Raw genomic sequence first — 12,864 nt, forward strand, 5'->3', positions numbered from 1 at the left:
GTAAAGTTTATTGATACGAAATGTAATACCCTGGTACATGTGCTTGGGTATACAAGTGCCCGTCAATGTATGAATCTTGTATTAAAGTTCCAATATTTGCAGCGTTAATACGTATACGAGCCACCATTTCATGGACCGCTTCAGCTGTAAAAGCTTCTTCGACAGGAGGGTCGCCAACAAAATTAGTAAACCACGGAAACCAGCTATTATCATTGCCACTTACGCTTTGATCGGGATGGTAACTTCCTCCTTGCCAGCGATCAAATTTCAGGCTTTCTAAACTAAATAGGCCAAAGTTTGCTTGCGTCATACATGCATCAGCGGCTTGGTATTCAGGGTAGCCAGAACTAGCAGCAAACTGATTGCACACATTGTGTGGGAGGTTGCTGGTATTTGCTGCAGAATATTCTACAGCTCTAAACATAACAGGACGAGAAGAGCTACCTGCGGGGAAAATAATATTTGCCGCGACAGGTGAATGCCAACGTTGATGATACATCGCAATTGATAGGCCTAAGTCTTCTTTGTTTATTGCAACGTTATCTGCATGTGTCCATGAGCCGCCAGGGTCAACAGGAGTGCCGCTATTATCGAATATTATTCCATGTTGGTTTGCCTCCAGTTGGTTAAGTAGGTTTGGCGTTGTATTGTCGACAACCGTTACTGGGATCATGCTACTAGCTGCACTAGGTGTATAATTTATAGCTGGGTTGTTTAATGCTTTCCAGCATAATAAGCCATAACCATAACCGTTATTTATCATTGGGCAGTTTGTCATATTTGCAGATGACTGGTTGCTTTGATAAGTGTGATTAACCGATGCAGCAGCGGCTTCACCTGTGCCTACCAATACTCCCCACGACTGAAGTGTTATTTGTGCATACGGTAGTTCACTTTCAGGCAAATAGAGTGTGGTGCTAGATATTAAGTTAAGCGCTAAATCGAACTCATAGAGTACTACCGGGCGCATTTTACTTTGTTTTTGCTTGGGGTATTGGGCTATCACGGTTTGCTTTGCAGGTGGGGTTTGATATTGCTCATTTACTTGGGCTAACAAATAAACACGATGCTTTGATATATAGCTATTTAGCAATTTTTTTATATGCCAAGTTGATAGTTTGCGAGATTTTAAAATGCTAGCGTGGTTATCGGTTAATTGCAGTGTATTGCCTTGCTGCAAAACCCATGTGTGCCCACTTAAACCAATTACTTTTGTTTGCTCAAAAATATATTGGTTTTGTTGATCATGACTCTGTGTATTTATAAGTGCTTTGCCATTTATTTGATAGCTTGAAAACGACACTTCCTCGTTGTGATACTGATGTAAGGGCGCCGAATATTGACCAAATAAAGCGGTTAATTCAATTCTAATAGTGTTATCTAATTCTTTAACAACCCACTGATCTTGCGCCTGCTGGTGGAAAGTTATTGGAGTGTATTGACCCTCCTTATCTACGCTGAATGCCTGCCATGTTGTTTCACACTTTGATATACATAACTTAGATGAGCGAATAAGCGCTTGTTGATTTTCTGAGGTGAAAGAATCTTGTTCGTCTTCAAATTTAAATTGAAGTGGAGTGCCTCTTTCAGTGATCTTAAAAGAAAAAAGAATACGCCGCTGGTTACCGCTAACATGCAACGTATTGTGATTACTTTGGCCTAACTTAAGCTTTGAGTAAGTGTTTGAAGTGTGTGTTTTATCGGCGTTACCTAAAAAAGCGGAGCCATTATTATGTTGATGGCTTTGATCGCCTTCTTGGAGTTCTAAAAATTGTAAACGTTGAACACACGCTTCTTCTTTACAAGTTTGTAGTTGTATTTTGCGTTGCTGATACGCAAAATTAAACCAAGGTGTTTGAGCTAAATAGCTCTCTTGGTTTGCATAAAATAGTACGGGTAGTGTGCTTGTATCAAATTGTTTTGCTATAGCAACACAATGCATACTTGCTGTTATTGTAAGTGCAGTGATAAAAAGTGTAAGTAGTTTTTTCATGATGATTCCTTTGCTTTAAACATACAAAAGAGGGTAGGAAACACCTACCCTTTATAAGTTCGATTGCAGTGCTTAATATACAACCCCTTGCTGCTGCGAAGCATTAACACCCTGATTGAGCTGAATAGATAGCCAATTTTCTACATCACTACGAAGAGAAGCGGTGTTATCAGGACCTGACTGGCTGGCATAAAACCATAAACCGGTAGGCATGGGGGCGGTAACATTTGTGCCACAAGTAAAGTGGTTAGCGGCATACATTACAGCGCCAGAGCTACCAAACTCAAAATGACTATCAGAATAACCGCCATAACCTCGTGCTTTAACGTGGGCTTCTGAGTCGAGCGTGAAGTGGTAAACTTCGTTGGGTTGCAACAAAAATGGACTTACGTCAGATGAATCAAATCGAGCTCGCATTGTCGAATTTACGCTCGCTTCGTTACCCGAACGGGTAATTATGCCTGCAATATTAGTAATTAAATCACTGGCAAGTTGTGCATCGAGTAAGCTACCCGCATTGTCATTTACTATTGCAGCAGTAATACCTAAAGCTGCTTTTATAGTGCCCAGCACTGAGTTAATATCCCATCCAGTGTTAAAGCTCATTGCTGCACCACCGGCTTTATTAAACAATACAATCTCAGGGGCAGAACCAGGTAAATCAACGGCAAACTTTGCACCATCGGCAGAGTGTGCATTAGTGGCTTTTGACCAAATTTGCTTTGCGGTCCCTTTTACATGGAAACGCGAGGCATAAGTGCCTCTAACTTCTAAGTTTCCTGAACATGAATTACTTTGATTACAATCAAAACCCGCTTTATCGGCACACAGCATTTTTACCGAAAACTCAGTAGAGTTATGACTTATTGTGTTGTCGTAGCCATACGCTTTATGTTTTGACCAACGCTCACCATCGCCTGAATGAAATGCGCCATAAGCAGTACTGGTAAAGTTAAGTCCATGTTTAGACATTCCTTTATTGTCACTAGACGTTTCAGGTGCAGGTGATGATGGGGTTGAAGGGTAATTTGTTACCACGGTACCAGAGCCTGTATTTGGCACTACCATTTGGCAGGCACAGGCTGACTTTGGACCACCCTTTGCATCTTTATTTAATAACTCTTTAATTTCATTATAAGTAGTTGGATCCATTTCCTTGTTATAGCTTAAAACAGAGAGCCCTTTTTTCTTAGGCGCTGCGTAATTTTCAAACCACGCTTCAAATAATCGTGGATTGTTTATTTCGACAAACTCAGCTAACGAGAGCATTTTTTGCATTGTTAACCATTGTTTAAAAAGAGCCGGCTTATATTGTATAAGGTAGCGTGTAAGATAATAGCTGTCCTCTGGTGAGTGATCAGCAAGCACCGTAGACCATAAATCAAGCGCATTTACGTCTATCTCTTTTATTTGGCTTAAGATTTCTTCGGCCCGATAAGTTGCTGTTAGTTTTTCAATATAATGATTGAGTACCGCTTCTTCATCGTTTTCAGCCATAAAATCAAGCAAAGAAAGCGAGTCAGTAGACCACGCTGAAATAGTCTGCCAAGTTTGTTTGCTAACTTGAGCAGGTGCCATTGCACCATAATCATTTTCTAAAGCGGTAGTACGGTGGTTGGTATTTTCAACAGTACCTGCAAATGCAGTGGTACTTATGATTGCCATATATACAAGAGAACCTAAAGCAAGTGGTGTCATTAATGTACGTTTCATTTTTATTCCTCCATAAATAATAAATAAGCACAAATAATGTGCCCTTTTATATTGCTTGTTTATTTTCATCACGAAAGGAATTAGCAGGGTCAGCAGGGGGCGAGTTAGGTAAAAGTGAGAAAAGTAAGGGGGTGTAAACATGCTGGGCATTATTTTTTGAATTGAATAAATTTATATATATTTAAATACAATAACTTAAAAATAAATTTACCCGTTTTTACCCAATTGCCCCATGATTTTAAGTGTGATTTACCTCTCTTTGATGCACACTTTTTGAGTTGGTTTTGTATTTAATAGGTATGTAAATACAGCATCAACAATAGGATTAAGTAAATAAATGGAGGTAAATATAATGAAATATACAATTTTAATATCAAGTCTGTTACTAACAACCTTTGCGCATGCTCATAGTGCAAAAATACTGCAAGAAGAACTTCAAGTTAACGCGCAAAACTGCCCTAAAAAGCAAACAATATTGCTCGCTTCGATGAAAATATCGACAGGAACGTTTTCATTTTTAAAAAGTGATACAAGTAGTGGGTGTACGGAAAAAAGACTTTCTGCATCAGGTCGAGAAAGCCCAATGTTAGATTGTGGTCAGTTTGATGATTGGCGCTTAGCTTACGATATGGGAAACAATATGTGTGAGTCGTTACACTCAAATATGATGCGTTTTGATAATACATTAAACCCAGATATGCAAATATTTACTCGCTTTGAAGGCCCTTACGAATTTAAAGGGGACGAGCACCATCAAAAATTTAAAGCTAGCATGGGCGTTACATTAGCGTGTTATATCTGTGATACAGCAAAATAGTTAAACCGTAGCACGAGGTGATATAAGTGATACCTTGTGCTTTTTAATTCTAATTCTGATTCAGGTTAAGTAACCTGAACTCTGGATAATAAATCTATCTCTAGCAGCTATTTTCAGCGCTAACTGCGTTGAATTTACTTGCAATAGGCCAGCTATTGACGCGTAAATTCGCCTTGTTTTCACTGAAAATCTTTGGCTAGAGAAAATAAATTTAAATATCACCATGATTCAATATGTTAGTAAATCTCTTAACCAGAGTTCAGGTTAAATAGTGAGGTGAGGCTTTAGCAAGTATTTCAAGCTTTTGTATTTGTTGCTTTAGTTTATGTATATCTTCATGTTCTTCGTTGCAGTGGTTAATAACATAATGTGCGGTTTTTATTATATTATGCCAGCGAGGTTTTTTAGGCAGTGTTTTAATCGCTAAATAACGCTCTAAGGTTCGCACCCGCAGCCGACCATCATCAATGTTTACTTTCCACATTTTACTTTCTTCTGCTAGCTCAATTCTTGTTTTTGAGCTTGTTTGTTCCCAAATACTCAGCGATAGCGTCATGACTTCTACAATTAATTGGCGAGTGTCTTGCTCTGTGTCGATAGCTTCGTTGGGGGCGGCGTTGTTCACTGTATTTAGAGGTTTTCTTGTTTGTGCTAAATATTTATAGCTGAGCAACACGCCTACTATAAAGGCACTAAATACCGCTAATATATTATAAAGAGCTAAATAGTTATGTTGTGGCTTATTTGGGAGAATATCGGCTTGCTTCAAGCGTAGCTGGTATAGATTGGCCGTATCAGCTCGATTTTGGCGTAACATTGTATTGTAATCTTCAAGCGTACTTAGCGCATCACGGTATTGTTTTGATTGTTGTTGTGATTGAGCGAGTGCGATGTAAAATAACTCTGTTAGTTGGCTGTTTTGATTGTGGTTTTTAGCTAACCCTTGTTTTAATAACACTTGTGCTTCAGTGTCATTACCTTCTAGTTGTTTTAGTTTTGCTTCTATTAATAGCGCCCGTTGGTCGACTTTGTCATTTTGAATAAGGCTACGGGTACGTTTTTGTGTTGCGAGCCATTTTTGTGCCTCATTAAGTTTATTTTGAGCTAAAGCGATTTCAGCGAGTAGTAAGTAGGCACGTGAAGCTTGAGTATGCGCACCACTATTATTTAACTGCGTGAGCGTTGTGTTTATAAGGTTTATCGCTTTATCAAACTGTAACTTTTTAAAAAACACTTCAGCTAAGCTTATCAGCGTATGGTTTGCCTTTGTTTGATTGCCAAGTTGTGTATGCAGTAAATGTGCTTGTCGAAATGACACGATAGCATCATCTAATTGATTAATATCTCGCGATATATTACCTAAATTATTTAAAGTAACGGCTTGGCGTTTTAAGTCGTTTAATTGCTTAGCAATGTCGTAACTGTTTAAAAATAAAGTTAAAGCGGTGTCTAAATCTCCAAGCGCTTGATATACATTAGCAAGATCATTCGATGTTTGACCTTCATAACTTAAGTTTTTTAACTGCGTAGCAAGCTTTTGTGTTTTATGAAAATAAGTAAGAGATTGAATATAACCTCTTTGCCTGTATGCATTAATACCGAGTTGTCGTGTTACATGATATTGCTGTGAAATACTTAAACTTTGGCTAAGTAGTTGCTCAAGCTCTGAGTTTGCTAAGGCTAAATCACCAGCTTGTCTATACAGTACAGCTAATTCTAATTTAGCCTCAAATGATGCAGTTGAGTGTGGCTTGAGTTTATTGATTTTTTGCTTGCAGGTTAAAATATCACTCGTTATATCAACCGATTTATTTTGCTCACAAACACTCGCCGATATCGGATAAGAAAAAAGTAAAAATATAATAAAAACAATATTTAGAAACATCACTAAGTACGAGTTGCATTTTTGTTAGACTAAAAATAACACAGTATTAACTTTTCGTCATAAAGATTGTATGACTATTAAATGTTACGTATTTTTTGTGCTGGATTTCCTGCAACCACGGTATTAGCGGTTACGTCTTTGGTGACTACCGAGCCGGCACCAATCACGCTATTATCATTAATGTTTACACCAGCCAAAATAATAGCTCCGGCGCCAATCCATACGTTATTACCTATAGTTATTGGTGCTGCAAAGTTTTCTTTCTGCAGTCTTTGTTTGGGCTCAACTGCATGAGATACCGCTAGTAGCTGTACATTAGGGCCAATTAAGGAGTCACTGCCAATCGATATTGCACCTTCACTAATTGGTGCATCTAATACAGTGCAATTAATGTTTATAAAAGTACGATCGCCAATAGTAATTTGATTGCCGTAATCGCAGTGAAAGCCCGCTTCAATTATAACGCCCTCACCACATTCCAAAAATAACTCTCTAATACGTTTTAAGTTGCCTTTGCTCGGACTTTTATTAAATAGGCGGCAGGTGTCGCCAGTTTGTTTGCGCAGCGCTAAATATTCTTTGTTTAAACTAGTAAATACTTGCATGTGGTTTCTTTTAAAATAAAGCTTATGGCATTCTACCTTTATTATTATTTGATTAAAGCTGCTTTAATTTCATTCATTCACTTGTCATTTAACTTATTTCGTTTAAAATCTAATAACTTTCGAAACGAAACTTAATTTATGACTAAACGAAACACACAGCAACGTCGTCACAATATCTTGGTTCAGGTTAATGAGCTAGGAGAAGTCGTGGTTGAAAAGTTAGCACAGCAGTTTCAAACCTCCGAAGTAACCATTCGAAAAGATTTAACCGCGCTTGAAAAAAGTGGCTTATTGCTGCGCCGCTACGGTGGTGCTATTGCGCTACCAAAAGAGATTGTTAGCGATGAAATAGATTCTAAGCGCAAAGTCGCAATAGCAAAAGCTGCAGCAAAGCTTATAAAAGATCATAACCGCATTATTATAGATAGCGGGCGCACTACTGCTGCGATGATCCCTGAGCTTGCAAATAAGCGCGGGCTCGTTGTTATGACTAATGCCATTAAAGTGGCTAGTCGTTTGTTAGCACTCGAAAACGAACCAACACTTTTGATGACCGGTGGAACATGGGACCCGCATTCTGAGTCATTTCAGGGGCAAGTTGCCGAAAATGTATTATGCTCTTACGACTTCGATCAGCTATTTATTGGTGCTGATGGCATAGATGTAAAACGTGGCACAACCACTTTTAATGAGTTGGTGGGCTTGAGTCAAGTAATGGCAAAAGCTGCTCGTGAAGTAATCGTAATGGTTGAATCTGACAAAATTGGCCGAAAAATACCAAATTTAGAATTACCGTGGAAAATAGTAACCACATTAATAACCGACAACGGCTTAGCTGACGATAAACGCAAAGCAATTGAGGCGTGTGGTGTAAAACTAATTTGCGCAGAGATCATACAATAGCTACTCAGTAGCAAGTATTTAAAAATTAATGGAGACACTATGTGTGGAATAGTTGGGGCAGTTGCAGAACGCCCAGTAAATAAAATTTTAGTTGAAGGCCTTAAACGCCTTGAATACCGTGGTTACGACTCCGCAGGCGTAGCCTTGCTTGATGGCAATACACTTAATACCGTAAAAGCAGTCGGTAAAGTAGTTAACGTAGAAGCGGCTCTTGAACAAGCCGGTGTTAGCGGTCATACAGGTATTGCACATACTCGCTGGGCAACACACGGTAGCGTTACAGAAGCCAATGCACATCCACATGTTTCAAATAGCCAGCTTGCACTTGTGCACAATGGTATTATTGAAAACCATGCAAGCTTACGGGCTGTGCTTAAAGGCGACGGCTATGAATTTTTATCAGACACCGATACCGAAGTTATGGTGCATTTAATTCATCAATTACGCCAACAACACACTACATTGTTAGCCTCTGTTCAAGCTGCTGTAAAACAGTTTGAAGGCGCTTTTGGTACCGTTGTATTTGATAAAGACAACGACAACGAAATTATTGTAGCGCGCTCAGGTAGCCCACTTGTTATTGGTTTGGGCCTTGGTGAAAACTTTATTGCGTCTGATCAACTTGCATTATTACCTGTTACTCGCAGCTTCATCTTTTTAGAAGAAGGCGACGTAGCGCGTATTACCCGCGACACAGTCGAAATTTTTGATGCAAACGGTAACGCCGTTGAGCGTGAAGTGATTGAATCAAACATTACGCAAGATGCATCAGGCAAAGGCGATTACCGCCATTACATGCTAAAAGAAATTTACGAGCAGCCACTTGCTGTACGTAATACCCTTGAAGGACGTTTAAACGACGACCGCGTAGCAATTGATGCCTTTGGCGACAGCGCTCAGCAAATATTTAAAGATGTAAAACATGTGCAAATTATTGCCTGTGGTACGTCTTACCATTCAGGTATGGTTGCACGTTACTGGCTTGAGCAATTTGCTGGTGTTAGCTGTAATGTAGAAATAGCTTCTGAATTTAGATACCGTCAGTCGTTTGTACACGAAAACAGCCTACTTGTTACTATTTCTCAATCGGGCGAAACAGCCGATACGCTAGCTGCATTACGCCTAGCTAAACAGCAAGGTTACATGGCCTCAATGACCATTTGTAACGTACCTGGCTCATCGCTTGTACGCGAATCAGACCTTGCCTTTATGACTAAAGCGGGCGCTGAAATTGGCGTGGCATCTACTAAAGCATTTACTACGCAATTAGTTGGTTTGTTAATGCTTACTGCGTCTATCGCGCAAGAAAAAGGTCTTGATCAAAGCGCAATTGTAAATGCAATTAAAGTACTCCCCGCTAAGCTTGAAGAAACATTACTACTCGCTGATGGCATTGCAGATCTTGCAGAAGAGTTTGCCGACAAGCACCACTCACTGTTTTTAGGCCGTGGCTCGCAATACCCAATTGCAATGGAAGGTGCGCTTAAGCTTAAAGAGATTTCGTACATTCATGCAGAAGCTTACGCCGCTGGCGAGCTAAAACATGGGCCACTCGCGCTTATAGATGCCGACATGCCAATTATTGTTGTCGCACCTAATAACGAATTGCTAGAAAAGCTTAAATCAAACGTAGAAGAAGTACGCGCACGTGGCGGTATTATTTACGTATTCGCAGATAAAGATTCAGCCTTTGCATCAGATGACACAATGCGTGTAATCAACGTAAACCACACTGACGACATTATTGCGCCAATTGTTTATACCTTGCCATTACAGTTACTGTCGTACTACGTAGCAGTAATTAAAGGCACTGACGTAGACCAACCTCGTAACTTAGCTAAATCGGTTACTGTTGAATAAAATCAATAAGTTATTGTTTGTTAGTTAAAACTAAAAAGGCGCTCAATGCGCCTTTTTTTGTGAATAATTTAAGCCGTGTTTTATTACTGCAAGGTACTTAAATTAAATAACAGTGAAAATAACTTCGTTTGAATACAATGTTTCGTAATCAATGTCTTCATGGCAATATAGCTATAAACAAAATCAGGGAAGATAAATAATGGAACCATGGAATGACGATAAGTTAAATAGAATTGAAGATGCAAAATATCTAACTTCTTACTTACTCAATCGATTTACAGTAAAGAAAGAGGAACCTTTTGTATTAAATATTGATGCTGAATGGGGATTTGGTAAAACCTATTTTCTTACAAATTGGCGAAGTGATTTAAAGTCACAAGGCTGCGAAGTTGTTTATTTTAATGCTTGGGAGAAGGATTTTACAGATAACCCTTTGCTTGGTTTTATTTCTGCGATCGATAAAGAGTTAAAACCTTTTTTTAGTAAAAAGGCCAACGCAAGCCAAAAAAATAAATGGAATAAATTCAAGCTTGCTGCCGCTCCATTACTTTTATCTTTTATAGCAAAAAAATTGACGGGCTATTCTCTAGATCAAATAAACGAATTAATCGAGAGTGATGGTGAGGAAAGTAAAGCATCCGATATAGATAAAAAAGCTACAAATAGATTAGTTGAAGGTCTAACTACTCAAGCAACAAATATTGCGTTAGAACATCAAGAAAGCATAGAAAATAGTATTATTACTTTTAAGACTAATTTAGGGGAGATCGCGAAAAAGGCAGGTAAGGATATAAAACCAATTTTTATATTCGTAGATGAGTTAGACAGATGTAGACCTAGTTATGCCATTGAACTACTCGAGACAATTAAACATTTATTCCAAATACCGTGCGTTTACTTTGTTGTTGCTACTGCATCTGAGCAATTAAGTCATTCAATCAAGGCTATTTATGGTAATAATTTTGAATCTAAAAAATACCTAAATAGATTTTTCGATCAAATTTATCATCTACCACCACCAAATCGCTTGTCTTACTCAGAGTACTTATGGAAAACAGAGCTTGTTAATGATGATAAGTTAATTGCTGTGCATAAAAGTGGTAATGCTTATTTGTTGGCTCAAACAGCTCTTTTATGTGATGCGGGTTTACGAGATATTGAACAAGCCATAAAGATTTTACAAGCAATTCAGCTAACAACTGAAGAAAGGCTATATACGTTACCGTTAGTATTTTTAGCTATCCTAAAAATAAGTAAGCCAGAATTATATAAAATTACGATACCAATGTGGAAAGATAAATTTCATACTAACTCCAGTCAAGATTGGAATATTTTTATTGAAAAAATGAGTAACCCTGAATCAAACTTGGACTCAAATAAAGCCTATGAAGGTAAAATTATTAGCATTATAAGTAAGTTACTAGGAAAAACCGGAATAAAATCTTCAGAAATTCAACAATGTTCAGCGGAGCTTGGCGACATGATCCTATATGACTTTAGCTTTAACCAAAATCGACAGTTTTCGATATTACATTACCCTGAGTTAGTTGAGCGTGCAGGTCGTTTTATATCTTAAAGAAAGGGGGAAAACTCCCTTTTCGTATTAATGAGCAAAAATAATCAGAGCTAAAGTATACTTAGAGCTTGTAGCTCGAATCGCGCAGCTGTTACCTATGAAAACATTTAAATCACTAACCCCTACTTAATAAGCGCTAAATACGCTAAAATTGCAGGCTACTTTTTTAGCAATAAGCTCGTAATAAATATGACCTCAGCCACAAGCCCTCGCACTTTTTCCGAACTTGGCCTTATTCCAGAGCTATTAGCTCGTTTAACCGATTTGGAATATACCCAGCCTACACCTATTCAAGCTAAGGCTATACCTAGTGTGCTTGCGGGCAGTGATCTAATTGCAGGGGCAAATACTGGCTCAGGTAAAACAGCAACGTTTGCGTTGCCTATGTTGCAAAAGGCTTTCCTAGAGCAAGGCGCTAAAAGTACTGCAAGCAAAGGTAACTTTGTAACAGGGCTTATTTTAGTGCCGACTCGTGAGCTTGCTACACAAGTGGCCGATAGTGTTAAGTCGTATTCTGCAAACTTCAATGGCGCGATTAAAACGGTGGCGGTGTTTGGTGGTGTGTCGGTTAATACACAAATGCAGGCTCTACGCGGCGGCGCCGATATTATTGTGGCAACACCTGGTCGCTTACTTGATTTAATCTCAAGCAACGCTATTAAGCTTGATAAAGTAACTACCCTAGTGCTTGATGAAGCCGACCGTATGCTAAGCCTTGGCTTTACCGAAGAACTTGCTGAGCTTCTAGCGTTAATGCCTGCTAAAAAACAAACTATGTTGTTTTCAGCGACCTTTCCTGAGCAAGTAACACAATTAACGCAAGAGCTGCTAAATAATCCAGTTGAAATACAAGTACAAAACAAAGAAGAGAGCACACTTGTACAACGCGTGTTTACGGTAAATAAAGGCGAAAAAACCACTGTTTTAGCGCATTTAATTAAAACCCATAAATGGCGCCAAGCGCTGATTTTTGTGAACGCCAAAAAAGATTGTGAGCACTTAGCCAGCAAACTTGAAAAGCGCGGTGTTAATGCGCAAGTATTCCACGGCGATAAAGGCCAAAGTGAGCGAACTCGTGTAATAGAAAAATTTAAAGCGGGCGAAATCGAAGTACTTATTGCAACCGATATTGCAGCTCGTGGTTTAGATATTGAAAAGCTGCCAGTGGTAATAAACTTCAACTTACCGCGCAGCCCTGCTGATTACATGCACCGTATTGGCCGAAGTGGCCGTGCCGGTGAAGTCGGTTTAGCGTTATCACTAATTGATTACGAAGACTTTCATCACTTTAAAATCATCGAGAAGAAAAACAAACTACGTTTAGAGCGTGAAGAAGTGGCAGGTTTTGCTGTAAACCAAGCAAACCTTGATGCCGCTCAGGCGCTTAAAAACGAAAAGCCAATGGCAAAACCTGAAGGCACAGGTAAGAAAAAGAACAAAAATAAAACCGATGATATAGATGATGTATGGAGCGGCTGGCGCCGTAAGTAGAACTACTTTTTAATGGCGATA

Annotated in this window: 9 protein-coding genes; 5 read left to right on the forward strand and 4 right to left on the reverse strand. The window is 38.9% G+C overall.

What is annotated here, in order from left to right; translation table 11 throughout:
* Nucleotides 1–7: 7 nt before the first annotated feature.
* On the reverse strand, nucleotides 8–1,993 hold the full coding sequence (locus tag ACJJVZ_RS03830; protein WP_405598308.1) for a hypothetical protein: 1,986 nt from the start codon (nucleotides 1,991–1,993) through the stop codon (nucleotides 8–10).
* A 72-nt stretch (nucleotides 1,994–2,065) separates the two neighbouring features.
* Entirely contained in the window at nucleotides 2,066–3,706 is a 1,641-nt protein-coding gene (locus ACJJVZ_RS03835) for a hypothetical protein (RefSeq protein ID WP_405598311.1), read from the reverse strand.
* Nucleotides 3,707–4,058: 352 nt separating this feature from the next.
* Here ACJJVZ_RS03835 and ACJJVZ_RS03840 point away from each other — a divergent pair, with 352 nt between their 5' ends.
* Nucleotides 4,059–4,523, forward strand: a complete 465-nt coding sequence (locus ACJJVZ_RS03840; RefSeq protein WP_405598314.1) for a hypothetical protein — start codon at nucleotides 4,059–4,061, stop codon at nucleotides 4,521–4,523.
* Nucleotides 4,524–4,782: 259 nt separating this feature from the next.
* Here the strand turns inward: ACJJVZ_RS03840 and ACJJVZ_RS03845 are convergent, their stop codons facing one another.
* Nucleotides 4,783–6,408, reverse strand: a complete 1,626-nt coding sequence (locus ACJJVZ_RS03845; protein ID WP_405599071.1) for a tetratricopeptide repeat protein — start codon at nucleotides 6,406–6,408, stop codon at nucleotides 4,783–4,785.
* Between the two features lie 77 nt (nucleotides 6,409–6,485).
* The gene (locus ACJJVZ_RS03850; protein ID WP_405598317.1) at nucleotides 6,486–7,013 is read right to left on the reverse strand and encodes a sugar O-acetyltransferase; all 528 of its coding nucleotides are present in this window, start codon (nucleotides 7,011–7,013) and stop codon (nucleotides 6,486–6,488) included.
* 138 nt (nucleotides 7,014–7,151) lie between these two features.
* On the opposite strand from ACJJVZ_RS03850, the gene ACJJVZ_RS03855 reads away from it, so the two are divergent.
* The 4 genes from ACJJVZ_RS03855 to ACJJVZ_RS03870 all read left to right on the forward strand — a co-directional run bounded on the left by ACJJVZ_RS03855 (nucleotide 7,152) and on the right by ACJJVZ_RS03870 (nucleotide 12,843).
* The gene (locus ACJJVZ_RS03855; RefSeq protein WP_096794005.1) at nucleotides 7,152–7,916 is read left to right on the forward strand and encodes a DeoR/GlpR family DNA-binding transcription regulator; all 765 of its coding nucleotides are present in this window, start codon (nucleotides 7,152–7,154) and stop codon (nucleotides 7,914–7,916) included.
* Between the two features lie 39 nt (nucleotides 7,917–7,955).
* Nucleotides 7,956–9,776 (forward strand): glutamine--fructose-6-phosphate transaminase (isomerizing), encoded by a 1,821-nt coding sequence (gene glmS / locus ACJJVZ_RS03860; RefSeq protein ID WP_405598320.1) that lies wholly within the window; start codon nucleotides 7,956–7,958, stop codon nucleotides 9,774–9,776.
* Between the two features lie 199 nt (nucleotides 9,777–9,975).
* A complete protein-coding gene (locus ACJJVZ_RS03865; RefSeq protein WP_405598323.1) occupies nucleotides 9,976–11,352 on the forward strand; it encodes a P-loop NTPase fold protein in 1,377 nt (458 codons plus the stop codon).
* 189 nt (nucleotides 11,353–11,541) lie between these two features.
* Nucleotides 11,542–12,843: a DEAD/DEAH box helicase gene (locus tag ACJJVZ_RS03870; RefSeq protein WP_405598325.1), complete on the forward strand. Its 1,302-nt coding sequence runs from the start codon at nucleotides 11,542–11,544 to the stop codon at nucleotides 12,841–12,843.
* Nucleotides 12,844–12,864: the final 21 nt, after the last annotated feature.

Source organism: Pseudoalteromonas sp. Ld19 (genome assembly GCF_045064135.1).
Classification (GTDB): Bacteria; Pseudomonadota; Gammaproteobacteria; order Enterobacterales; family Alteromonadaceae; genus Pseudoalteromonas; species Pseudoalteromonas aliena.